The organism is Streptomyces sp. NPDC022910, assembly GCF_055561075.1.
The window spans coordinates 77,509-100,066 of the sequence record NZ_JBVHHL010000005.1; the positions used below are offsets into that span (position 1 = coordinate 77,509).

Genomic DNA, 22,558 nt, shown 5'->3' on the forward strand with positions numbered 1-22,558 from the left:
TACGAGAACGGGGCCCCGGTGTGCCGACCGGGGCCCCGTTGTCCTTGTGCGCGGGTCAGCTGGTGCCGGACTTGCGCTTGCACACCACGATCTTCAGGTCGCCGTTCGCCGACGGGCACTCGTACGTGGCGCTGATGCGCCGCCGGAGCCCCGGGTCGACCTTGCCGGGCTTGAACCAGACCCGGTCGAGCACCGCGTAGGGCGCCGGGTTGTGGTCGACGCAGTCGGCGTTCTCCTTGAACGACTTCAGATCGGCGACGTCCTTCAGGAACCGGGTGCGCTGCAGGAACGTGGAGATCGGATACCGGCACTGGGCCGGGTGGTCGATGAAGTACACGTCGTCGCCGAAGGCCAGGTAGAGCACCTTCGCGCCGTCGGGGATCTGCGCGCGCAGCTCGTCGGCATGGTCCTGCTTGCGTTCCACGCCGCGCAGGAAGGAGGCGTTGGTCGAGCCCACCTTGCCGTGCGCCACCAGGTGCGGCGAACCCGGCCACATGCCAGCGGACAGGCACACCACCCCCGCCAACGCGGTGATCGCGGCGGGCAGCACGCCCCGAGGAACCCTGTCCGCTCCGCGGGACTCGCGCCACGCGTCGATGGCCGCCGCCAACAGCGTGACCAGGCCCAACGCCCAGACGGTGGCGGGGCGCTGGACCCCGTCGGGGGCCTGCGCGTACAGCACGGGCAGCAACCCGCACAGCAGCGACACGGCGCCGAAGCACCACGGGATCGAGCGGCGCGCCCCACCCACCGCGAGCCCCCACATCGCGGCGGCGACCGCGGTCAGCTGGAAGGCGTGGTACATGAACCAGTTGCCCTGCACGATGACGACTGCCAGCGAGCCGCACCCGATGGCCAGAGCGATCACGAGCAGTTCGATACGCCGCCCGCGTCCGCGCACCCGGGCGAGGAGGAGGAGCAGGGCGCCCGGCAGGAGCAGCAGCACGGGGCTGAGCACGGACCGATCGGCGAGGAAGTCCACCGACTGTTCGAAGAGGTGTGCGGGGTGGATACCGGTGCGGCTGAGCGCCGACTGGTTGATCTGCGGCATGTCATGGGTCCACTGCCACTCGTGGGACCCGGCGAGCACACTCAGGGCGAACAGGGCCACCGCACCGAGCACGGAGACGAGCGCGACCCGGATCGCACGGCCACGGTCCACGACCCAGACGAGCAGGATGCCGAACGCCGCAGTGGAGGCAGTGGAGTACTTCATCATCACCGCGAGCCCGAACGGCAGCGCGGAGACCAGCGCCGCCGGCCAGGGGCGCGCCACGCCCAGCGCGGCCGCCACACCGAACACGGCGAGGACGACCGCTGCCCACTCCGGCTGGAGGAAGTCGGTGCGCGGGGTGAGAATCAGCAGGAGGCCCGTGGCGCCCGCGGTGAGGGCGGCCTCACGGCCGGTCAGCAGCCGCAACAACGCCACGTACAGGGCGTAGGCCGCTGCGGCGGCGAGCAGGGCGCCCGCCGCATACATCAGGGTCTCCCGGACGACGACTCCGCCGAAACTGATGTCGTCCAGAAGCGCGATGAACCACCGGTAGAAGAACGGCCGGTGGGTGAAGACCTCCGACGGCGAGTAGCCCGCCTCGCCGCCGGTGCGCAGGGCGGCGAGGACATACCGGATGTCGCCGGTGAGGCGCCGGGTGAGGACGGTGTACACGACGGCGGCCGCCGCCGGGACCGCGACCACCGGCCACCACAAGGGTGACCGGCGGACGCGTGGCCCCGGCGCGGCGGGCGCGTCGGTCAGGACGGTCGCCATGGGTCAGCCGCCCAGGATGGTACGCAGGTCGGCGGCGTTGGCCTCGGTGACCTTCCACAGCTCCTGCTGTCGGCCGTGCACGTCGGCGACGGTCTTGGCGTGGTCGGCGAGCAGGTCGCGGGAGCGCTCCACCAGCCGGTCGGCGAGGTGCTTGTCGTGCACCGAGACGCCCCACTCCGGGCGGTCGATGTCGGCCAGGAAGTAGGCCATCTTGGGGTGCGAGATCAGGCTGATGATGGGCGTGCCGCAGCCGAACGGGATCATGCCGGCGTGGCCGCGCATGCCGATGACCAGCTTGGTGCGGGCGTACAGATCGCGGATCTCGTCGTTCTCGAAGTCGTACATCGGGATGACGGGCAGCGACACACCGTGCTCGCGGCGCAGGTCGAAGACGATCTTCTCGTCGTCGAGCGAGTGCGCCACGCACTTGACCTCGGCGAGGTCGCCCAGGCGCTTGACGGCGTCCGCCATCTGGGCGAGGAAGTAGCCGTAGTCGTGGCCGAAGCGCAGGCCCGCGCGGTCGTAGGCGGCGTTGATGAGGATGGTGTCCTCACGGGTCGCCGGATCCTGCCAGTTCGCGAGGAGCTGGCGGGTGACGGTGGTCGGGCAGGGCTGGAAGCGCACCTTGTCGTGCAGGTGCTCCGGCAGCATGGCGCGGACCTTGGCGATGGAGCCGTGGTTGCGCAGGCCGAAGAAGGAGGAGCGCTCGACGAGCAGCCGCAGCGAGGCGCGGAAGCGCTCCGCCCGGTAGGACTGGCCGTCGAAGGCGTTGAAACCGACGGCGTAGACCGCGATGGGCACGTCGATGCGGTTCAGCAGCTCGTCCGGGACGTTCCACTGCCAGGCGCTGTTGCCGTTGGGCATGGTGTCCGGGATGAACAGGCCGCCGCCGCCGATGACCAGACCCCTGCGGGCGTTGACGCGCTCCAGCGCGGCCTCGTCGAACAGCCGGTGGGCGTGCACGGAGTGCCAACGGCGGGAGCCGGTGTCGGGGCCGAAGGCGAGGCGGACGCTCTCCGGAAGCAGCTTGTCCCCGGCGTTGCCCTGGCGGTCCATGTAGAAGGCGACGTGCGCGAGCTGGTCCTCGGGGCTGCCCGCGGGCTGGGCCGGGATGCCGACGGTGCGCTGGTGCCAGATGCGGCTGGCCCGGTGCGTGGGGTCGACGCCGAGGCCGGCGAGGGCGTACTTCTGCGCGCCGGCGTCGTCTCCGTGTACCCAGGCGATCTGGGCGAGCCGGGAGAAGGCGGTGGCGGCCCGGTTGGGCGCGGCCGTGGCCAGCAGCAGGTGGGCGCGGGCCTCCTCGTAGCGGGAGACGCTCATCAGGGCGTTGCCGTACACCTCGTGCGGCCATGCCTCGTCGATGGGGAGGTGGACCTGCTCCAGGACATCGACGGCGGCCTGGTAGTCGCCGACGCCGACGTGGGCGAGGGCGACGCGGCGGGCGGTGTCGACGTCGCCGGTGCGCTCGACGTGCGCGGTGCCGTAGTGGACCAGCAGGTCGTGGTGGGCGGGGTCGCCCTTCTCGACGTAGGCGGCGTGCAGTTCGGCGTCGGTGACGTCGAACTCTGCCCAGCTTTCCTGCGCCTGGCTGTAGCCGTACTCGCCGCCCTGCCAGGGCTTGTGGCGGCCGGTGAAGTGCAGGATCGCGGTGTCCTCGGGGACCGGGAGGTCACCGGACAGGCGCCGCTTGACGTAGTTGTACTTGGGGTCGAGGTCGACGAAGTCGCCGTCGAGGAGGGCGTTGAGGATGCCCTGATCGTGCTTGTCGAGCTCGTAGCGGCCGCTGCGACCGATCTCGTCGAGCTTCGCGCAGAACTCGTCGCTCAGGTACTCCTTCTGGATGACGAGAAGTCCGCTGTTGAGCATGCGGGTCTTGTCGCCGTAGAAGAACTGCGGGACGGCGGCCAGCCCCTCGCGCAGCGCGAGCAGTTCGGTGATCGGGCCGAGGACCACCATGTCGGTGTCCAGGGTGATCACGGTGTCGTAGTCGCGGATACGGAAGACGTCGAGGATGAAGTACGCCTTGCGGACCAGGTAGTTGTCCTGGTCGCCCTTGACGTAGCTGTCGTAGTGGTCGGCGTCGACCCGGCGGAACTGCACCCTCGGGTGCAGGGCGCGGATGGCGGCGACGGAGGCCGGGCGCAGGTCGTCGTGCAGGACGATGAAGTCCTCGCAGACATCCGGGTTGGTCAGCGCCAGCGAGCGCAGCAGGACGAGGAAGCCGGGCAGGTAGTTCTCGTCTACGAAGCTCGCGAAGGCGACGCGGCGCTTGCCGGTCAGCGCGCTGGCGGAGCTGTCGTCGGCGACGGGGCGAGCGGCGGCCGCCGCGGATATCGGTGTCGTGGTCATCGCAGGGAAATCCTCATGCCAGAGACGCTCTGGGCCCGTTCCATGACCCACGCCTTCTCGCTGCCGTATTCGTGCACGTTGGTGATGGCCAGCTTCATCGCCTCGGGGATGCGGTAGGCGCCGCTCTCGTAGAAGTCGAAGCCGATCAGGTCGAGGGTGGGGCTGACGTCGAGGTAGTCGAGCAGCCAGAGCATGTTGAAGCCGGAGGTCGGGATCGCGGCGAACTGCTCGGAGGTCCAGCCGCCGATGTTGCGGACCGGCCAGCGCAGCGACTCGTCGCCGACGTACTTCTGCGCGCCCGGCACGAGTTTGTTGCGCACGGAGTACTTCCAGTCGGGCGAGTTGCCGCCGAAGACAAGCCGGATGTCGACGGGCTTGTCCCAGTTGAAGGCGTGCTTGTGGATCGTGACGTGGATGTCCGTCCGCTTGCCCGTGTGCGCCGGGTCGATCCGGTACGAGTTGAAGCGCACGACCAGGTCGTAGTCGTCGATCTGGGAGCCCATCGAACTCTCGCCCACCTTGGCCGAGTTGGCGATGAGGCAGATGGACTTGCCGGCGACCCGGTTGCGGAACTCGCCGAGACTCAGCCACTGCACGCCCCCGAACAGGGGGTCGGGGACGGGGCCGCGCATACGGTTGCGGCGCGCGGCGGCGTACAGGGCGATGGCCTGGACCAGTTCGGGGGTCGGCCGGTTGTGCAGCTCGGTGCTGAGGTCCAGGTAGTGCCCGACGGCTTCCTGGATCTCCTGCTCGGGAGCCTCGGCGCTGTCCATGGCGAGCAGGGCGCCGACGAGGCGTGCCTGGGCGCCGGGCCAGTCGCCCAGGGCGTGCGCGGCGAGGCCCTCGGCCCAGACGTCGGTGGCGGGGCCGTCGGCGAACCGGGCGGCGTCGGGCACGGCGCGCTGCAGGACGGTGAGCAGTTCGGCGCGGGCCGTGTTCGCCGCCTTGATGCCCGCGAGCCGCGCGCGGACGCCGTAGCCGTCCTCGGTCGTCAGCTCCAGGTAACGCTCGAAGGCGTCGGCCGCGGCGGCCGGACGGCCGATGGCCTCCAGCAAACGGCCGCGCAGCCGCCAGCCGGCGCGGGAGTTCTTGCGCTGCGTCAGCACGGTGTCGCTGATGAGCAGGGTGAGGTTCAGCTCGTCGTCGTAGCCGCAGTCGAGAGCCTTGTTGCCGACGGCCAGGAGCGCGTCGAGCATCTTGTTGCTCATGCCGCCGGTGACGGCCTTGGTGCCACGGCGCAGCAGGCTGCCGGCGGTCGTGGCGGCGGGCGCAGAGAGCTCCTCGCCGGAGGCGCACAGGGCGAGCAGCTGCCGCAGCTGTTCGGCCAGTGCGATGCGACGGGTGTCCAGGCTGCCGACGAGTTTGCCGCTATGGACGGCGCAGGCGCGCAGGCAGTCCTCCAGCTCGGTCGGCGTGGGCTGGGCGGTCGGCGCTCCGGAGCCCGGTGGCGCGGAGGCGGGCCCCCCAGGCCGGGGACGTGACCATCTACTGCCAACCCTCGTCATGGTTCTCCTGCAAGGTGTGAAAAAGGTACGTAAGTGCCAAGCCCTGGGGGGAAGATTGGGGAACAGTAAGAAACCAATGCGACGCGCAGATGAACCCCTCGGGTCCTGTGGGCAAATGCTGATCTCGTCGAACAGACTCCCTCGGAGTGACGTCATAGAGTCTCCATAGACGACTTTCATTTGACCCGGGCGCAGTCGGTCAGAAGTGAGCAGAACGGAGCCCGCGGCGGAGCTACGAGGGGTACCAGTGACCGAAACGGTCGTCAGCACATCGAAGCAGCAACCCGCCGCGGCCGCCCTCCCCGAGGAGCGCGGCGCCCCGCCCGCCCAGCCGAAGGCGAGGACGTCCGGAGGCCGGCTGCGCGCCCTCGACGGGCTGCGGCTGGTGGCCGCGCTGATGGTGGCGCTCTACCACTACGGCGGCCGGGGCGGCGACATCACGACGGCCTGGGGGACGTCGGCGAAGACGCTGTTCCCCACGCTGCACTCGTTCTTCGCCTACGGCTGCCTCGGAGTCCAGGTCTTCTTCGTGATCAGCGGCTTCGTCATATGCATGAGCGGCTGGGGGCGCTCACTCCGCTCGTTCTTCGCGTCGCGGGCGTCACGGCTGCTGCCCGCCTACTGGGCGGCGGTCCTCCTCGTGACGGCGGTGTTCGCCCTGCCGGTGGTCGCCTACCAGGCGGTCTCGCCGAGCGACCTGCTGGTGAACCTGACGATGCTCCAGCAACCGCTGGGGGTCGACCGGGTGCTGGGCGTGTGCTGGACGCTGTGGGCGGAGGTCCGCTTCTACGCCCTGTTCGCGCTGTGCATAGTGCTGCCGGGCGCGAGCCGCCGACGCGTGATCCTGTTCTGTGCCGGCTGGACGTTGGCGGCCGCGATCGCCCAGTCGTCGAAGGACGCGCTGCTGAACGTCGTCCTGATGCCCGAGTACGCGCCGTTCTTCATCGGCGGTGTCGGCCTGTACCTGGTGCACCGGAACCGCAAGGACGCGTACGCCTGGGGCATCGTGGCCGTGAGCTTCCTGATCGGGCAGCACTACGCGGTGCGTGACCTGTGGAACGTCTCGGACCCGAACGCCTTCGCCCACCGCTCCTCCCTCGGCATCACCCTCATCGTCGCCTTCGGCTTCGTGGCGGTCGCGGCGATCGCGCTGGGCTGGCTGGACTGGGCGAACTGGCGCTGGCTGACCGTCGCGGGCGCGCTGACCTATCCCTTCTACCTCGTCCACGAGCATCTCGGCTGGGTCGTCGTCAAGACGCTGCATCGGGATCTGCACGTTCCGTCGTACGGCACCTTCCTGCTCACGATCGCCTCGATGCTGCTGCTGGCGTGGCTGCTGAACCGGTACGTCGAAAAGTGGCTGACGCCGACGCTGCGCACCACTCTGTCGAAGCCGCTGGCGTAGGCCGCCGGCCCGGCCCACCGTCACGGGGCGCCCCGCACGGGGTGCCCCTCATTTCTTCCGGTGACCGGTGCCGTCCGCCTCGCTCCCAAGGGTCAGCGCGATGCCCTCGATCACCGCCCTGAGCCCCGTTTCGAAGCCCTGGCCGTGCTCCTGGAACATTTCACGTCCGGCCTCTTCCGCCGGTGGATAGGCCGACAGGCGTTCGGCGCGGGCCTCGAGGTCGTAGCCCTGCGCGCCGGAGGCCGGGTCGGGTCCCATGGCCTGTTGCTCGATGACGTAACCGATGGTGCAGCTGTATGCCGTGAACCAGGCGCGTGCGGCGGCCCCCGGGAGGCACCCCCACCGGCAAAAGGGGTGCACGTGGTCCACGGACCCGCCCACGCGGCGTACGGGACCGGCCTGTTCCTGATCCGTCCGTACGGTTACGTCGGCTGGACCGGCGACTCGACGACCGGTCTTTCGGAGTACCTCGAGCGGTTCGGTCTGCGCCTCTAGTCAGGCGCCGGCGAGCGACAGCTTCACCGCAAAGCCCAGGAAGAGGGCGCCCGCGGCCGTGGTGGCGCCCGCCGACAGGCGCTTGCGCCGGCGGAAGGCGGCGGCCAGCTTGGTGCCGCTGAATATCAGTGCGGTGAGGTAGAGGAAGCTCGCCAGCTGAGCGAAGGAGCCGAGCACCACGAAGGAGAGCGCCGGGTAGGCGTACCCGGGGTCGACGAACTGCACGAAGAAGGCGACGAAGAAGAGGATCGCCTTGGGATTGAACAGGCTGATGACGAGGGCGCGGCGGTAGGGCCGCTCTTCGGCGGCGACGGCCGGGGCGTCCTCCACGGTCTTCTCCCGCCGCGTCCGCCACATCCCCCGGGCAGCCCGAAGCATCCCGATCGCGAGCCACGTCAGATAGCCGGCCCCCGCGTACTTCACGATGCCGAACAGCACGGCGTTCGCCTGGAGCAGCGAGGCGACCCCGGCCGCGGACAGCGTCATCAGCACGGTGTCCCCGCACCAGACACCGGCCGCCGCGGTGTACCCGGCCCGCACACCACGCCGGGCGGCGACGGAGAGGACGTACAGGGAGTTGGGACCGGGCAGGAGGACGATCAGGACGAGTCCTGCCAGATAGGTGGGGAGATCGACGACGCCGAACATGGAAAGGAGTGTCGCACGGGGGTACGGCACTCCGACTCCGGGTTTCGCGCGGCGAGACGGTCAGCCGTCGAGGAGGGTGTCGACGGAGAGGTCGGGAATCGCGAAGTCCTCGGGCAGCGTGGGCAGCCAGAGGCCGACGCCCTGAGCCCAATCAGCCCCGCTTCCGTCGATCCCGGCGCGTTCGAGTGCCCGGCACACCGTGGTCAGCGACAGCGCATGCGAGCCGTCCCACGGCGGTGTCACAGTGAGCCTCTCCTGGGGAATCTCCACGCGGTGCCCAGGCAGTGCACGGGAGAGCAGGTCGGCGGCCTCGCCCAACGTCAGCTCGTGTTGCAGTACAGCCACGCCATCCTCCTTTCCGGGCTCACTCATCACGAGCGTCACCGGGGACGTGCAGCCTCCGCCCCCGATCACCCATACGGACGAATTGCCCAGCTCAGAAGGCATCCGAGGGTACGTACGTCCCCCACACCTCCCGCAGCGCGTTGCACACCTCGCCCACCGTCGCGCGGGCCTTGAGGGCCTCCTTCATCGGGTACAGGACGTTGTCCGTGCCCTCGGCCGCCTTCTTCAGGTCCGCCAGGGCCGCGTCCACCGCCGCCTGGTCGCGTTCCGCGCGGAGCTTGGCGAGGCGTTCGGCCTGCTGGGCCTCGATCGCGGGGTCGACGCGCAGCGGCTCGTACGGCTCCTCCTCGTCCAGCTGGAAGCGGTTGACGCCGACGACGACCCGCTCGCCCGCGTCCGTCTCCTGGGCGATGCGGTAGGCGTTGCGCTCGATCTCGTTCTTCTGGAAGCCGTGCTCGATCGCCGACACCGCGCCGCCGAGGTCCTCGACCTTCTGCATCAGCTCCAGCGACGCCGCCTCGACCTCGTCCGTCATCTTCTCGATCACGTACGAGCCCGCGAAGGGGTCCACCGTCGCCGTCACGTCCGTCTCGTAGGCCAGCACCTGCTGTGTGCGCAGGGCCAGGCGAGCCGACTTGTCGGTCGGCAGCGCGATCGCCTCGTCGAAGGAGTTCGTGTGCAGCGACTGCGTTCCGCCGAGCACCGCCGCCAGGCCCTGCACGGCGACCCGGACCAGGTTCACCTCCGGCTGCTGCGCCGTCAGCTGTACGCCCGCCGTCTGGGTGTGGAAGCGCAGCATCAGCGACTTCGGGTTCTTCGCCCCGAACTCGTCCTTCATCACCCGAGCCCAGATCCGCCGGGCGGCACGGAACTTGGCGACCTCCTCCAGGATCGTCGTACGCGACACGAAGAAGAAGGACAGCCGCGGCGCGAAGTCGTCCACGTCCATGCCCGCCGCGACCGCCGTACGCACGTACTCGATGCCGTCCGCCAGTGTGAACGCGATCTCCTGCGCGGGAGACGCCCCCGCCTCGGCCATGTGATACCCGGAGATCGAAATGGTGTTCCACTTCGGGATCTCGGCCTTGCAGTACTTGAAGATGTCCGCGATCAGCCGCAGCGAAGGCTTCGGCGGGAAGATGTAGGTCCCCCGCGCGATGTACTCCTTCAGCACGTCGTTCTGGATCGTGCCCGTCAGCTTGTCCGCCGGGACGCCCTGCTCCTCCGCCACCAGCTGGTACAGGAGCAGCAGGAGAGCGGCCGGCGCGTTGATCGTCATCGACGTCGACACCTTGTCCAACGGGATCCCGCCGAACAGCACCCGCATGTCGTCGACCGAGTCGATGGCGACGCCCACCTTGCCGACCTCGCCGTGCGAGATCGGCGCGTCGGAGTCGTGACCCATCTGGGTGGGCAGGTCGAAGGCGACAGAAAGACCCATCGTGCCGTTCGCGATCAGCTGCTTGTAGCGCGCGTTCGACTCCGTCGCCGTACCGAAACCGGCGTACTGACGCATCGTCCACGGACGGCCCGTGTACATCGTCGGGTACACGCCGCGTGTGAACGGGTACGCCCCCGGCTCACCCAGCTTCTCGGCCGGGTCCCAGTCCTCCAGGGCGTCCGGCCCGTACACCGGCTCGATGGGCAGTCCGGACTCCGACTCGCGCGCCATGGTGTGTGCCTCCGCGTTGCTTCGTTACTCGGCTTGGTGACCTGGCTTCATTACTCACCAGTACAGACGACCCTCGCGACGGACTGTAGCGGCGGCCGTGCGCGCGGTGGAGTGCCGCACGCTGGGACCTTGCTCACAACCATGCCCCGTAGTTCGCCGGCGGTCACGCCCGGGGAACATCTCAGGTGACGACCGGGCCTCGGGACCCGGTGAGACGACGGGGGTACGGATGCGTACTGAGGGCATGGGGAGAACGCTGGTCGCAGCCGCCACGGTCGCCGTGCTGGCCGCGGTCACCGGCTGTACGGCGCAGCCGGTGGACGCGAAGGGAGGGGACGGGAAGCGTCGTTCGCCGGTGCACATCGAGATCCCGCACACACCGTCCGGCACCGGCGCGCCGAGCACCACGCGCACGCCGAAGCCCTCCGCCGCCGCGCTGTGGGCGCGTGGCGACTCGGGCCCCGGCGTGCGCGAGTTGCAGGCCCGTCTGCGCCAGGTCGCCTGGCTGTTCGACGGTCCGACTGGGACGTACGACGATCTGACCGAGAACGCCGTCAAGGGCTTCCAGGGCAAGCGCGGGCTGCCACAGACGGGCCGGGTCGACTCCATCACCTGGCAGCGGCTGCTGAAGATGACGCACGAGCCCGGCAAGTGGGAGTTGTACCTGATGGGCGGACAGCCGGCGGCCGCCCCGGACCCGCGCTGCATGACGGGCCGTGTGCTGTGCATCAGCAAGACGAGCCGGACACTGCGCTGGATGGTCGACGGGCGGACGGTCATGACGACGGCGGTCCGGTTCGGCGCCCAGTACACGCCCACCCGTGAGGGCGTGTACTCCATCTACTGGAAGTCCCGCTACCACGTGTCCACGCTCTACCACTCGCCCATGCCGTACGCGATGTTCTTCAGCGGCGGTCAGGCGGTGCACTACTCGTACGACTTCGTGGCGCGCGGATACGCCGGAGGTTCGCACGGATGCGTGAACGTACGGGACGAGGCCGCGATCGCGGCGCTGTTCTCCCAGGCAAGGACCGGCGACAAGGTCGTCGTCTACTGGTGAGACCGGCGAGAGGGGATTGCGGGGCGCGGGCGGGACCGGGGGAACGTGTCCCGCCCGCGCCGAGGTGCACCGAGCCGTAGGTACGGGGGGAACCCCGGCTCTGTGCGACGGCCGATGACCAGTCGGCTCACTCAGTACTGCGCCACGGCGGCCGAAAGTGTCACACCTTCCCCGAAGAAAATCAGAAGACCTGCGAAAACGCAGGTCAGAAGGGTGCGTGAGGGAGAGCTGTGGCCGTCGCGAGGCACGGCCAGCCGTCGGGCCGGTGAGTCACTGCCCCTCGGGCGTGCTCAGCGCGCTGTATGCCGGACTCGGGGTCGGCAGCTCCCGCGGCGGGACCGGAGCCGGGGAAGAGGAAGGGGAAGGAGAAGGGGATGTGACTGACGGGAACGCGTCCACACCGTTGCCGCCCGGCAGTATGTGACCTTCGCCGTCACCACCGCTGCCGCCGTGGTCGCCGCCCTTGTCGCCCTCGCCGTTGCCGGTTCGGCCGTCGCCGTCACCGTTGCCGGAGCCCTGGGTGCCGCCGTTGTCCGTGCGGCCCTCGTCACCGGTCAGGACGCCTCGGCAGAACGTCTTCACCCGGCCGCTGCCGCCGGCCGCGTCCTCCAGGCTGCGCATCCGCTGCGCGCCCAGTTCCTTGCCGCCCGTCAGGTCGCGGCAGGAGGAGCGCACCGCGGCCCACCACTCCCGGGTCCGACCAGCGGCCCCGTTGTAGGTGGAGCCCGTCCGGCCGGTCGCCGGGGAGCCGACACTCGCCTCGTCGTGCGAGGGGTCGCTCTGCGCGGGCGCGCCGCTCGTGCCGCCGGGCGTCACCGACGGGGAGCCGCCGCTCTGCGTTCCGCCGGGCGTCGGAGTGAGCAGCGGCTGCTGCGAGGTCGCGGCGGCCGACACGGACGCGGCGGGTCCCGGTTCGTCGCGGAACGGCGTGAGCAGCACTCCGGTTCCGGCCGCCACCGCGACGCCGCCGATCATCCCCGCGGCCACCGCTGCGGCGAGGCCGAAGCGCACGGGGCGCCCCCAGCGGACCCTGCGCCCGCCCTCGGCCGGTCGCCCGAGGCGGACCAGCCCCGCATCGGCGGAGTGGGCCGCGGCGTGCCGAGGGGTGTGCCGGCCGACCGCCGCTCCCTCGCCACTGCGAACGGTCCGCGCGGCCCGGAAGGCGGCCAGCGCGGCGGCCTCACCCGGAAGTTCGGCGCCGGTCGGCGGGGGTGTCGCGGCGAGTGCGGCGAGGGTCTCGGCGAGCCTCGCGGCGTGTGCACGCCTGTCGTCGCCGACGGCGTCCAGCGGCTCTCCACGCAGCAGACGCTCCGCCGCGTCACTGTCCAGCCACCTGTACTGCTCGTCGGCCATCACATGTCCTTCTGCGTCCGCGAACGCGTATGCGTCACACCGGCGGACGACACCCTGCGCCTGCGCGCATCTCGTTGGAAAGGCATGGCGCCGAGCGCGCCGCCGGATTCCGGATCGGTCTCCGCGCCCGCGCCGAGCAGCTCTGCGAGCCGCTTGAGGCCGCGGTGCGCCGCCGTGCGGACGGCCCCGGGCCGCTTGCCGAGCGTCTCGGCGGCGGTCTTGGCGTCCAGGCCCACGACCACCCGCAGCACGACGGCCTCGGCCTGGTCCTGCGGGAGCTGGGCGATGAGGGAGAGGGTGCGATCCGTGGCCAGGGCCTCGAGGGCCTCGCCGGCCGTGTCCGACTCGGCGGCTTTCCCGGTCAGTTCCGTCTCGTCGCCGCCGATCGCGGGCCGGCGGCCACGCATGCGTATGTGGTCGAGTGCGCGGTTGCGGGCGATCCGGGCCGCCCAGCCACGGAACCGGTCGGCGTCGCCGCTGAACCGCTCGAGGTCACGGGCGATCTGCAGCCACGCCTCGGAGGTGACGTCCTCGGCGTCCGGCTCGCCGACCAGCGTCCGCACGTACCCGAGCAGCCGCGGGTGCACCGCGCGGTACACGGTCCGGAACGCGGACTCGTCCCCGTCCTGTGCCGCAAGTACCGCGGCCGTCAGCTCCGCGTCGTCCCCCAGCACCCCGAACTGCCCCTCTGTGCGCCTGAGCCGGCACCGCTCCCGCGGACCGGGTTCTCACGGTCGTGGTTCCTCATCGTGTTGCGGTCTGAGGCCGCTCGTGGTCTGCGGCGGTTGCATCACCCGTTTTGCTGATCGTCCGCGGTCGGCGCGAAAGGCACGTTACGGCTTGAAACCGCTCTGCGTCCATGTCCGTACAACGTGCAACCAACCCGTGACGCGGCGAGGTGTGACAGAAAACGCATCCACGACGCTGTAGAGAGTACGGGCCGCCGCGCGGCCCGTGCCGCGCGACGGCCGGGGCCTCTCCTGTGGGGGGTGGCGGCCCCGGCCGTTGCCATCGGCAGCTCATGGCCGCCGAGTTGGGCGGAATCAATGATGCCGCGAGCGGGCACGGACGGCCCGCGCGTTCTCTACTCCTTCTTACTGTCTTACTGTGCGTTTTTCTTACCCTGCGCGGACTTCCCCGCGGCATCCTTCGCCGCCTCGGCTGCCTTCGCTGCGTCCTTGGCTGCCTTGTCGGCGGCCTCGGCGGCCTTCCCGTCGGCCTTCTGCTGCGCCTTGACGGTCTTCCTCGCCGCCTTCTCCCCTGCTGCCGCCGCGGGCGTTCGGCTCGTTCCGCCACCGTCGCCCACTCCGGGGGTTGCGCCGCCCGTCATGTCCGAACCGCCCCTGGACTGCCGCGGCGCCGAGGACGCGGGTGCCTCCGACCGGGTGGGACGCTGTGGGGCGGCGTCGTGCGGAGCGCTGCCCATGGACGCGACGGCGACTCCGCCGAGGGCCACGCCACCCAGGAGCACGGCGAGCAACGCCCGCAGCGCACGCCCCGCCCCGCGCCGGGCGTGCGGACGCCAGTCGTCCCGCCGCCGGGTGCGCGGGGACCGTACGCCCTGTCCCTCCTTGCGGGCCTCCCGGAAGGCGGCGACGGCCAGCGCCTCCGCCTCCGGGTCGAGGTGCCGCGGCCGCAGGGCGGCGCGGAGGGCGTCGGCCACCATTGTCTCGGGGCCGCGGCGTACGGGCGGGCGGCCCATGTGCCCGCCGCCGTCACGTCGTTCACCCATGACCGTGTCCGTCCCTGGACCCCACCGTGCTTGCGCTCATTCCGACTCCCCACGCGTTCCGGCCCCGTCGTCCGTCACACCCTGGGCGCCGAGCTCGCGCGCGAGACGCTTCAGGCCCCGGTAGGCGGCGGTGCGGACCGCGCCGGGGCGCTTGCCGAGGACACGGGCGGCCGTGGGCGCGTCGAGGCCGACGACCACGCGCAGCAGCACGGCCTCCGCCTGGTCGCGCGGCAGCCGTGAGATCAGCCGTAGGGCGTGCCCGGTGGACAGGGACTCGAGGGCCTGGGCGGAGGTGTCGTGGCGGCCGGGCAGTTCGAGGACCTCGCCGTCGAGCGGCGTCGAGCGCGGGCGGACGCGCTGGCGACGCAGATGGTCGAGCGCCCGGTGCCGGGCGATGGTCGCGGTCCAGCCCCGGAAGCCCGCGCCGTCGCCCCTGAACCGGGCCAGGTCGCGGGCGATCTCCAGCCAGGCGTCGGACGCCACGTCCTCCGCGTCGTCGCCGACGAGCCCGCGCAGATAGCCGAGCAGCGCCGGCTGCACGATCCGGTAGGCGACCGCGAAGGCGGTCTCGTCCCCCTGCTGCGCGCGTGCGACGGCCGTGCCCAGCTCCCCGTCGCGCGCCTGCGCGCGGCGGGGTTCCCCTCCCTGGCCCAACGCTGTCCTCGTTCGTGGCGAGTGGTCCCGCATCCCCACACGTGCGGCACGCCGGTCGTGCCCACGCCCCAAGGTCATCAGCGTCCGCTTCCGAGGAAATGTCACTGACCGTCAAGGAGCGGGCGTGGCACGGCGTCCGCCGTCCCTCAAGACCTGGTCGTGCTCTCCGCGTCCCGACACAGCAGCCGCAGCGAACCGTCGCCGTGGTAGCAGCGGCGGGCCTCGTCGATGGGGTCCCAGAGACGACCGTCGGGCGTGCGCACCCAGTGGTCGCCGTCGGCCGTCCACCACTCGCCGCCGGTCAGCCGCACCACCACTTCGCCCGCGTACGCCCCGAACCCGCGCAGCACGGTCTCCACGGCGGCGTACGGAGCGCCCTGACGGCCTATCCCCTCGATCATCCGGTCCACCCGCCACAGGCTCTGCGCCGAGTAGTCGAGCCGCAGCCGGGCGCCCTCGCGCATGGTCGTCACGACGTCGGCGGCCCAGCGCACCGGCTTGGTGGCGGCGTGGGGCCTGGTCACCTCAGTTGCGTTCACACCCGGAAGAGCGTCCTCCGGTCGCCGGGTGTCACGCCGTTCGGAGGGGGTCCCCGACACCGGCGCAGGACCGCCGCACGGCACCACAGGACGGTCACAGGATTCTTGCACCCAAGGGGGTTTACGCAGCTGGGGAGCGGTTCGCGCGGTTACGAGCGGCCTCTTGCGCGTCGGGACACCACGGCCCGCAGCACCCGACGGCCCTCGGTCGACACGTCCAGGGCCCGTCGCAGCCCGCCCGTACCCTGGCCCGTGACCAGCTCCAGCACGGCGACCTGGCGCCTCAGTTCGGCGGCGACGAGCGGCGACATGCCGTCCGTACGGCCCTCGCGGCGGGCGGCGACCGACGACTCGCCGTCGTCGGCGGGGTCCAGCAACCGGTGTATCTGCAGCGCTGCGACCGAGCAGGCGTCGGCCCACTGACGCAGGGCGTCGGCGGAGGGCTGCGCGGGCGCCGCCTCGAGCATGCGGCGGGCGAGCCGCGTGGCCTCGGTCTCCGAGCCGCATCCCGTGTCCTGCTCGGCTTCCCCCTCGACCCCGAGTTCGGCTCGCGCCTTCGCGAGCCGTTCCTCCCACTCGTGACCCTCGACGAGGCTCGCCCACAGCGGGCGCAGTGTGTCGTCGTCGCCACCGAGGAGCGGGACGCACCGATCCAAACAAGCCAGTCCGCTCGCCGCCAGTGCTCGCTCGTCGGCCTGTGCGATCAGGTCCACCAGGCTCATCACGCCTCCTCGGAACGCCTCGCCGGGGCGCCTCATGTCTACGGATCCCGCACTTCCCCTTACTGCGTGCAACCTACCGGGTGTGTCACAGGCGCACCACGCCCGGCCGTCCTGGAGTTCGAGGAAGGAGTTTTCGGCCAACTGCGGGTCCGGGGCCGGACGTCTCAGCCCAGCCGGTCCGCCAGTTGCCGGAACTGGGTCCAGGACAGGGCCGGTGTGCTCGGGTCCCACAGCTTCTGGACCGTCGCGCGCAGCGGCATCCGGATCCCGGCCGCCACCTGGTCCTGCGTCTGCGCGTAGGGGCGATCGCTCCACACCGCGAACACTCCGCCGAGGATCTGCCCGTCGTACCGCGCGGGCACCGACGCCGTGCCCCGCAGCACGCGCGGGTTCCACTGCTCGTAGATCCGCTGACCGGTGGGGTAGACGAAGGTCTGCGGCTGCCCGAGCACGTAGTAGAGGAACTCGTCGTTGTAGTTGAGCACCTTCCGGCCCGCGCCGAGGTACTCCGTGGGCTGCCGGGCGCCGGTCTCCTTGCCGGTCCAGTACGCGACCTCCAGGTCCTTGGCCGGCTGCACCACGCCCGCCCGGTAGAAGCCGTCGTTCCAGGCGCGCATCGTCCGGCCGTGCCCGCGCATCACGTTCGCGCGGTCGTTCAGCCAGCCGGTCGCGAGGTCGGCGACGCCGGCGTTCGCCCCGAACTTCGCCCTCGCCGCGGCGGCGAGTTGTGGATAGGAGGCGGCCGGGTTCGACACCGTCAGCGCCTGGTACTCGTCGCCGCCCAGGTGCCAGTACGCGCCGGGGAACACCCCCGCGTACTCGCCCAGGAGGTCGTCCACGATCCTCGCGGCCGCCGGATTGGAGATGTCGACCGTGCCGCGCGGGGCGGCGCCGAAGGCGCTGCGCAACTGCAGATCGGGATGCGCGGCGATCACAGCACCCAGGTGGCCCGGCGAGTCGATCTCGGGGACGACCGTGACGTGCCGGCTCGCGGCGAGGTCGACGATCCTCTTGACCTCCGCCTTGCTGAGGTGCTGAGCGGACACGATCTCCGGATGCGTGGCGGACTCGATGCGGAAGCCCTGGTCGTCGGAGAAGTGCAGGCCGAGCTCGTTGTACTTCAGGTCGCCCAGTTCCCGTACGCGGTCCTCGATCCAGCCTGCCGAGTAGAACTTACGGGCGATGTCGAGCATGAACCCGCGCCGCGGCTTGGCGGGCTCGTCCCGCACGACGCCATCGGGAGCCGTACCGCCGCCGTGCACCTCCTGCTTGAGGGTGCGGGTGCCGTAGAAGACGCCCGCGTCGCCCGGAGCGGTGATCCGGACACGGCGGTTCTCGACGGTCAGCGTGTACGACTCCTGGTCGCCGCTCCCGGCCAGGCCCAGCTCCACGTCGCCGTCGCGGGCACCGGTCCGCCCCGCGTACGCCATCCCCAGCTCACCGGCCAGCAACCGACCCTCGTCGTCGAGGGACGGGTTGTCGATCACCACGCGTGCGCCGGAGGCGGGCCGCCAGCCCGGGCCGCGCGCGGGGGTGTGCTCGCGTACGGCGGGAATGGTGCGGGGCGTCTGCGACAAGGGGTAGGCGGTGGTCGGCGGGACAGGCGCGGCGGGGGACCCGGTGGACGTTCTGGGAGCGGCCGGCGGGCTCAGGGAGACCCCGTTCGGCGAGCCGTCGCCGGACGGCCACAGCGTCACGGCCGCCGCGATCGCACCCGCGACGACGATTCCGCCGCCGAGCAGCAACCTCTTGCGCCTTCGGGGCGTCTTCCCCACGGGAATCCGTCGCCTCCGGCCGGTCACCGCGCCACACCTCGCCTCACGGCCTCGTACGGCCACGCCGGACCCGTACGCCCCCGCGGCACCTGACGCACCCCGCCTGTACGTATTCGTCCGACTTTCGACCGCACGCCACTCGCCTCCATGCACCTGTCCCCCTTCCGAACCTACGACCCTGCCCGCTCCACCCGTCCACCAGACGCCGCGAAACTCTCCCATCCGGGTGAAATTCGGGCAGTGACTGGACGACCAGCCGACCGTCGCGGTTAACGTGGCGGCGCATTTCCCGCACGCTCCCCTGCCGACCCGTACGTGACGCCCCCATGACGTCACGCCCGCCACTCGCCGAGGACCCACGCTGCCTTCGCACCGTCTTCCCCACCTCCCCGGCTCCACCGCCCTTCCGGCACAACACCGCACCGAGGCCCCCACGGGTCTGGAGCGGTTCAACTCCGCACCCGACGAGAACGCCCGACGGGCCCTCCTCACCTGCTGCCGGAGCCTGCGCTGGGCCCACCGCGTCGCCGACCACCGCCCCTACCCGGACCTGGACTCCCTGCTCGCCGCGGCCGACGAGGCGGCGTACGACCTCAGCCCCGCCGACCTCACCGAGGCCCTGGCGGGCGAATCGCTCACCCAGCTCCCGGCCGGCGCGTACTCCGCCGCCCGCACCGCCCTGAGCGCGGCACACGCGGCCTACGAGAGCCGTTTCGGACATGTGTTCGTCATCTGTCTGGACGACGCGGCGCCCGAGGAGGCGGCCGACCGGGTCCTGGCCGCCATCCGGTCACGATTGACGAACGATCCGGAAGACGAACGTCCACTGGCGGCGGAGGAGCTGCGCCGACTGGCACGGGGCAGGATGATCCGGCTGGTACGGGACTATTCCGACATGCCTGTGGTGGAACGCGCCCTGTAGAGGTCCCCGACCGAACCCGCCCGGCCAATAGCCCGTCCGTGCTCGTTTGATTGCCGGTTTGATCACATCGGTAGGGCCGCCGTAAGCGTTCCGACAACACATCGCTACGATGCTGGGGGCCGGTGGACCGTACCCGGCCGGGCCCGACCGACACAGAAGCCGGCGCGGCCCTAGTCCCCGCTCCCGGAGGGTTCTTCCGTGCCGGCTGGAACGCTGTACCGCGGCCGGGAAGGAATGTGGTCCTGGGTGGCTCACCGAGTCACCGGCGTCCTCATCTTCTTCTTCCTGTTCGTACACGTGCTGGACACCGCACTCGTACGTGTCTCCCCCGAGGCCTACGACAAGGTCGTGGCCACGTACAAGACGCCGATCGTCGCCGTGCTGGAGTACGGCCTGGTTGCCGCCATCCTCTTCCACGCGCTCAACGGCCTCCGCGTCATCGCTGTCGACTTCTGGTCACAGGGCCCGCGCTACCAGAAGCAGATGCTCTGGACCGTCGTCGGCGTCTGGGTCGTACTGATGCTCGGGGCCATCTACCCCGTCCTCGGCCACGCCGCTCGTGAAGTGTTCGGGAGCTGACGCGCATGTCCACGACTGAAACCACCGTCTCCGGCATCGGCCCCGTCGAGGGCGCCCCGCTGTACGGCGTCGACAACCCGGCACCGGTCATCGAGCCGCCGCGCAAGCGGACGAAGAAGACCCCGAAGTCGACCCGAGGCAACTTCGAGATGTACGGCTGGCTGTTCATGCGCCTGTCCGGCATCGTCCTGGTCGTCCTGGTCCTCGGCCACCTGCTGATCCAACTCGTCCTCGACGGCGGCGTCTCCAAGGTCGGCTTCGCCTTCGTGGCCGGCCGCTGGGCCTCCCCGTGGTGGCAGGTCTGGGACCTCGCCATGCTGTGGCTCGCCATGCTGCACGGCGCCAACGGTCTGCGTACCGTCATCAACGACTACGCGGAACAGGCGAACACGCGTCTGTGGCTGAAGGGCCTGCTGTACACCGCCACGGTGTTCACCATCCTGCTGGGCACGCTGGTGATCTTCACCTTCGACCCGAACATCCGCTAGGCACGGGGCTGCGAGAATCATGAAGATCCACAAGTACGACACCGTCATCGTCGGCGCCGGAGGCGCGGGCATGCGCGCGGCCATCGAGTCGACGAAGCGCAGCCGCACCGCCGTGCTGACGAAGCTCTACCCGACCCGCTCCCACACGGGCGCCGCGCAGGGCGGCATGGCCGCCGCGCTCGCCAACGTGGAGGAGGACAACTGGGAGTGGCACACCTTCGACACGGTCAAGGGCGGTGACTACCTGGTCGACCAGGACGCCGCCGAGATCCTGGCGAAGGAGGCCATCGACTCGGTCCTCGACCTGGAGAAGATGGGCCTGCCGTTCAACCGGACGCCCGAGGGCCGGATCGACCAGCGCCGCTTCGGCGGTCACTCCCGCAACCACGGCGAGGCCCCCGTCCGCCGCTCCTGCTACGCGGCCGACCGCACCGGTCACATGATCCTCCAGACGCTGTACCAGAACTGCGTGAAGGAGGGCGTGGAGTTCTTCAACGAGTTCTACGTCCTGGACCAGCTGATGACCGAGGTCGACGGCGTCAAGAAGTCGGCCGGCGTGGTGGCGTACGAACTGGCGACCGGCGAGATCCACGTCTTCCAGGCGAAGGCCGTGATCTACGCCTCCGGCGGCTGCGGCAAGTTCTTCAAGGTCACGTCGAACGCCCACACGCTGACCGGTGACGGCCAGGCGGCGGTGTACCGGCGCGGTCTGCCGCTGGAGGACATGGAGTTCTTCCAGTTCCATCCGACCGGCATCTGGCGCATGGGCATCCTCCTCACCGAGGGTGCGCGCGGTGAGGGCGGCATCCTCCGCAACAAGGACGGCGAGCGCTTCATGGAGAAGTACGCGCCGGTGATGAAGGACCTGGCGTCCCGTGACGTCGTGTCCCGCTCCATCTACACGGAGATCCGCGAGGGCCGTGGCTGCGGTCCCGAGGGCGACCACGTCTACCTCGACCTCACCCACCTGCCGCCGGAGCAGCTCGACGCCAAGCTCCCGGACATCACCGAGTTCGCGCGCACCTACCTGGGCATCGAGCCGTACACGGACCCGATCCCGATCCAGCCGACCGCGCACTACGCGATGGGCGGCATCCCGACGAACGTCGAGGGCGAGGTCCTCGCGGACAACACCACGGTGGTCCCGGGCCTGTACGCGGCCGGTGAGGTCGCCTGCGTGTCCGTCCACGGCGCGAACCGCCTCGGCACGAACTCGCTGCTGGACATCAACGTGTTCGGGCGCCGTGCGGGTATCGCCGCGGCCGAGTACTCCCAGAAGGCGGACTACGTCGAACTTCCGGAGAACCCGGCCGACTTGGTCGTCTCGCAGATCGAGCGCCTCCGCTCGTCCACGGGCAACGAGCGCGTGGCCGAACTGCGTCGTGAGCTGCAGGAGACCATGGACGCGAACGTCATGGTGTTCCGCACCGAGCAGACGATCAAGACGGCGGTCGAGAAGGTCGCCGAACTCAAGGAGCGCTACAAGAACGTGGCGATCCAGGACAAGGGCAAGCGGTTCAACACGGACCTGCTGGAGGCCGTCGAGCTGGGCAACCTGCTGGACCTGGCCGAGGTCATGGCGGTGTCGGCCCTGGCCCGCAAGGAGTCCCGCGGCGGTCACTACCGCGAGGACTACCCGAACCGCGACGACGTCAACTTCATGCGCCACACCATGGCGTACCGCGAGGTGGGCGACGACGGCACCGAGTCCATCCGTCTCGACTACAAGCCGGTCGTCCAGACCCGCTACCAGCCGATGGAGCGTAAGTACTGATGGCTACCCCTGTTCTGGACAAGGTCGAGGCGGAGTCCGCGGCCTCCCCGTACATCACGGTCACCTTCCGGGTCCGCCGCTTCAACCCGGAGGTCTCGGCGGAGGCGACCTGGGAAGACTTCCAGCTGGAGATCGACCCGAAGGAGCGCGTCCTCGACGGCCTCCACAAGATCAAGTGGGACCTCGACGGCACCCTCACCTTCCGCCGCTCCTGCGCCCACGGCATCTGCGGCTCGGACGCCATGCGGATCAACGGCAAGAACCGTCTGGCCTGCAAGACGCTGATCAAGGACATCAACCCCGAGAAGCCGATCACGGTCGAGCCCATCAAGGGCCTCACGGTCCTCAAGGACCTGGTCGTGGACATGGAGCCGTTCTTCCAGGCGTACCGGGACGTGATGCCCTTCCTGATCACGAAGGAGACGAACGAGCCGACGCGCGAGCGTCTGCAGTCGGCGGAGGACCGCGCGCGGTTCGACGACACGACGAAGTGCATCCTGTGCGCCGCCTGTACGTCCTCGTGCCCGGTGTTCTGGAACGACGGCCAGTACTTCGGTCCCGCGGCCATCGTCAACGCGCACCGCTTCATCTTCGACTCACGTGACGAAGGCGGCGAGCAGCGCCTGGAGATCCTGAACGACAAGGACGGCGTGTGGCGCTGCCGCACGACGTTCAACTGCACGGACGCCTGCCCGCGCGGCATCGAGGTGACGAAGGCGATCCAGGAGGTGAAGCGGGCGCTGATCACGCGCCGCTTCTGACCTCCCGGTCTG

At 70.3% G+C, this 22,558-nt stretch carries 22 protein-coding genes; 8 read left to right on the forward strand and 14 right to left on the reverse strand.

The window, feature by feature from the left end; genetic code table 11:
* Nucleotides 1-55: 55 nt before the first annotated feature.
* The 3 genes from ACZ3TS_RS06660 to ACZ3TS_RS06670 are packed head-to-tail and all read right to left on the reverse strand — an operon-like array spanning nt 56 to nt 5,622.
* Nucleotides 56-1,768 carry a hypothetical protein gene (locus ACZ3TS_RS06660; protein WP_467614225.1) on the reverse strand — a complete coding sequence of 571 codons (1,713 nt, stop codon included), beginning with the start codon at nt 1,766-1,768 and terminating at the stop codon, nt 56-58.
* 3 nt (nt 1,769-1,771) lie between these two features.
* On the reverse strand, nt 1,772-4,117 hold the full coding sequence (locus ACZ3TS_RS06665; protein WP_467614227.1) for a glycosyltransferase: 2,346 nt from the start codon (nt 4,115-4,117) through the stop codon (nt 1,772-1,774).
* Nucleotides 4,114-5,622, reverse strand: a complete 1,509-nt coding sequence (locus ACZ3TS_RS06670; protein ID WP_467614228.1) for a tetratricopeptide repeat protein — start codon at nt 5,620-5,622, stop codon at nt 4,114-4,116. The genes ACZ3TS_RS06665 and ACZ3TS_RS06670 overlap by 4 nt, the downstream gene beginning before the upstream one ends.
* Before the next feature lie 247 nt (nt 5,623-5,869).
* On the opposite strand from ACZ3TS_RS06670, the gene ACZ3TS_RS06675 reads away from it, so the two are divergent.
* Nucleotides 5,870-7,027: an acyltransferase family protein gene (locus ACZ3TS_RS06675; protein ID WP_467614230.1), complete on the forward strand. Its 1,158-nt coding sequence runs from the start codon at nt 5,870-5,872 to the stop codon at nt 7,025-7,027.
* A gap of 48 nt (nt 7,028-7,075) precedes the next feature.
* Here ACZ3TS_RS06675 and ACZ3TS_RS06680 read toward each other — a convergent pair whose 3' ends face one another.
* Nucleotides 7,076-7,408: a TetR/AcrR family transcriptional regulator C-terminal domain-containing protein gene (locus ACZ3TS_RS06680; RefSeq protein ID WP_467614231.1), complete on the reverse strand. Its 333-nt coding sequence runs from the start codon at nt 7,406-7,408 to the stop codon at nt 7,076-7,078.
* Between ACZ3TS_RS06680 and ACZ3TS_RS06685 the strand changes: the two genes are divergently transcribed.
* The gene (locus ACZ3TS_RS06685; protein WP_467614232.1) at nt 7,388-7,522 is read left to right on the forward strand and encodes a hypothetical protein; all 135 of its coding nucleotides are present in this window, start codon (nt 7,388-7,390) and stop codon (nt 7,520-7,522) included. The two genes, ACZ3TS_RS06680 and ACZ3TS_RS06685, sit on opposite strands and share 21 nt — an antisense overlap.
* On the opposite strand, the gene leuE is transcribed toward ACZ3TS_RS06685, so the two are convergent.
* The 3 genes from leuE to ACZ3TS_RS06700 form a co-directional block, all read right to left on the reverse strand.
* On the reverse strand, nt 7,523-8,170 hold the full coding sequence (gene leuE, locus ACZ3TS_RS06690; protein WP_467614233.1) for a leucine efflux protein LeuE: 648 nt from the start codon (nt 8,168-8,170) through the stop codon (nt 7,523-7,525).
* A 60-nt stretch (nt 8,171-8,230) separates the two neighbouring features.
* Nucleotides 8,231-8,515 carry a hypothetical protein gene (locus ACZ3TS_RS06695; RefSeq protein ID WP_467614235.1) on the reverse strand — a complete coding sequence of 95 codons (285 nt, stop codon included), beginning with the start codon at nt 8,513-8,515 and terminating at the stop codon, nt 8,231-8,233.
* Between the two features lie 91 nt (nt 8,516-8,606).
* The gene (locus tag ACZ3TS_RS06700; RefSeq protein WP_467614236.1) at nt 8,607-10,187 is read right to left on the reverse strand and encodes an acyl-CoA mutase large subunit family protein; all 1,581 of its coding nucleotides are present in this window, start codon (nt 10,185-10,187) and stop codon (nt 8,607-8,609) included.
* Nucleotides 10,188-10,431: 244 nt separating this feature from the next.
* Between ACZ3TS_RS06700 and ACZ3TS_RS06705 the strand changes: the two genes are divergently transcribed.
* Nucleotides 10,432-11,247, forward strand: a complete 816-nt coding sequence (locus ACZ3TS_RS06705; RefSeq protein ID WP_467614238.1) for a L,D-transpeptidase family protein — start codon at nt 10,432-10,434, stop codon at nt 11,245-11,247.
* Nucleotides 11,248-11,517: 270 nt separating this feature from the next.
* On the opposite strand, the gene ACZ3TS_RS06710 is transcribed toward ACZ3TS_RS06705, so the two are convergent.
* From ACZ3TS_RS06710 to ACZ3TS_RS06740, 7 genes are all read right to left on the reverse strand, one after another.
* Nucleotides 11,518-12,600, reverse strand: a complete 1,083-nt coding sequence (locus ACZ3TS_RS06710; RefSeq protein ID WP_467614239.1) for a hypothetical protein — start codon at nt 12,598-12,600, stop codon at nt 11,518-11,520.
* The gene (locus tag ACZ3TS_RS06715) at nt 12,600-13,274 is read right to left on the reverse strand and encodes an RNA polymerase sigma factor (RefSeq protein ID WP_467614240.1); all 675 of its coding nucleotides are present in this window, start codon (nt 13,272-13,274) and stop codon (nt 12,600-12,602) included. The genes ACZ3TS_RS06710 and ACZ3TS_RS06715 overlap by 1 nt, the downstream gene beginning before the upstream one ends.
* A gap of 428 nt (nt 13,275-13,702) precedes the next feature.
* The gene (locus ACZ3TS_RS06720) at nt 13,703-14,332 is read right to left on the reverse strand and encodes a hypothetical protein (protein ID WP_467614241.1); all 630 of its coding nucleotides are present in this window, start codon (nt 14,330-14,332) and stop codon (nt 13,703-13,705) included.
* 36 nt (nt 14,333-14,368) lie between these two features.
* The gene (locus tag ACZ3TS_RS06725) at nt 14,369-14,986 is read right to left on the reverse strand and encodes an RNA polymerase sigma factor (RefSeq protein ID WP_467614242.1); all 618 of its coding nucleotides are present in this window, start codon (nt 14,984-14,986) and stop codon (nt 14,369-14,371) included.
* A gap of 146 nt (nt 14,987-15,132) precedes the next feature.
* Entirely contained in the window at nt 15,133-15,450 is a 318-nt protein-coding gene (locus tag ACZ3TS_RS06730) for a hypothetical protein (RefSeq protein WP_467614554.1), read from the reverse strand.
* Nucleotides 15,451-15,674: 224 nt separating this feature from the next.
* Complete coding sequence (locus ACZ3TS_RS06735; RefSeq protein ID WP_467614244.1) at nt 15,675-16,247, reverse strand: hypothetical protein; 573 nt, start codon at nt 16,245-16,247, stop codon at nt 15,675-15,677.
* Between the two features lie 164 nt (nt 16,248-16,411).
* A complete protein-coding gene (locus ACZ3TS_RS06740) occupies nt 16,412-18,022 on the reverse strand; it encodes a beta-N-acetylhexosaminidase (RefSeq protein ID WP_467614245.1) in 1,611 nt (536 codons plus the stop codon).
* 361 nt (nt 18,023-18,383) lie between these two features.
* Between ACZ3TS_RS06740 and ACZ3TS_RS06745 the strand changes: the two genes are divergently transcribed.
* From ACZ3TS_RS06745 to ACZ3TS_RS06765, 5 genes are all read left to right on the forward strand, one after another.
* Nucleotides 18,384-18,944 carry a 2-oxo-4-hydroxy-4-carboxy-5-ureidoimidazoline decarboxylase gene (locus ACZ3TS_RS06745; protein WP_467614557.1) on the forward strand — a complete coding sequence of 187 codons (561 nt, stop codon included), beginning with the start codon at nt 18,384-18,386 and terminating at the stop codon, nt 18,942-18,944.
* A 198-nt stretch (nt 18,945-19,142) separates the two neighbouring features.
* Nucleotides 19,143-19,523, forward strand: a complete 381-nt coding sequence (sdhC, locus tag ACZ3TS_RS06750; protein ID WP_355136054.1) for a succinate dehydrogenase, cytochrome b556 subunit — start codon at nt 19,143-19,145, stop codon at nt 19,521-19,523.
* Nucleotides 19,524-19,528: 5 nt separating this feature from the next.
* The gene (locus ACZ3TS_RS06755) at nt 19,529-20,011 is read left to right on the forward strand and encodes a succinate dehydrogenase hydrophobic membrane anchor subunit (protein ID WP_467614247.1); all 483 of its coding nucleotides are present in this window, start codon (nt 19,529-19,531) and stop codon (nt 20,009-20,011) included.
* A gap of 19 nt (nt 20,012-20,030) precedes the next feature.
* Entirely contained in the window at nt 20,031-21,785 is a 1,755-nt protein-coding gene (sdhA, locus tag ACZ3TS_RS06760; protein WP_467614249.1) for a succinate dehydrogenase flavoprotein subunit, read from the forward strand.
* Nucleotides 21,785-22,546, forward strand: a complete 762-nt coding sequence (locus ACZ3TS_RS06765; protein WP_467614251.1) for a succinate dehydrogenase iron-sulfur subunit — start codon at nt 21,785-21,787, stop codon at nt 22,544-22,546. Before sdhA ends, ACZ3TS_RS06765 begins: the two co-directional genes overlap by 1 nt.
* Nucleotides 22,547-22,558: the final 12 nt, after the last annotated feature.

Coding starts and splice junctions, on each gene's coding strand:
- ACZ3TS_RS06660 (WP_467614225.1), bottom strand. CDS start 1,768: ATGGCGACCGTCCTGACCGACGCGCCCGCCGCGCCGGGGCCACGCGTC.
- ACZ3TS_RS06665 (WP_467614227.1), bottom strand. CDS start 4,117: ATGACCACGACACCGATATCCGCGGCGGCCGCCGCTCGCCCCGTCGCC.
- ACZ3TS_RS06670 (WP_467614228.1), bottom strand. CDS start 5,622: ATGACGAGGGTTGGCAGTAGATGGTCACGTCCCCGGCCTGGGGGGCCC.
- leuE (WP_467614233.1), bottom strand. CDS start 8,170: ATGTTCGGCGTCGTCGATCTCCCCACCTATCTGGCAGGACTCGTCCTG.
- ACZ3TS_RS06700 (WP_467614236.1), bottom strand. CDS start 10,187: ATGGCGCGCGAGTCGGAGTCCGGACTGCCCATCGAGCCGGTGTACGGG.
- ACZ3TS_RS06705 (WP_467614238.1), top strand. CDS start 10,432: ATGGGGAGAACGCTGGTCGCAGCCGCCACGGTCGCCGTGCTGGCCGCG.
- ACZ3TS_RS06710 (WP_467614239.1), bottom strand. CDS start 12,600: ATGGCCGACGAGCAGTACAGGTGGCTGGACAGTGACGCGGCGGAGCGT.
- ACZ3TS_RS06720 (WP_467614241.1), bottom strand. CDS start 14,332: ATGGGTGAACGACGTGACGGCGGCGGGCACATGGGCCGCCCGCCCGTA.
- ACZ3TS_RS06730 (WP_467614554.1), bottom strand. CDS start 15,450: ATGCGCGAGGGCGCCCGGCTGCGGCTCGACTACTCGGCGCAGAGCCTG.
- ACZ3TS_RS06735 (WP_467614244.1), bottom strand. CDS start 16,247: ATGAGCCTGGTGGACCTGATCGCACAGGCCGACGAGCGAGCACTGGCG.
- ACZ3TS_RS06755 (WP_467614247.1), top strand. CDS start 19,529: ATGTCCACGACTGAAACCACCGTCTCCGGCATCGGCCCCGTCGAGGGC.
- sdhA (WP_467614249.1), top strand. CDS start 20,031: ATGAAGATCCACAAGTACGACACCGTCATCGTCGGCGCCGGAGGCGCG.
- ACZ3TS_RS06765 (WP_467614251.1), top strand. CDS start 21,785: ATGGCTACCCCTGTTCTGGACAAGGTCGAGGCGGAGTCCGCGGCCTCC.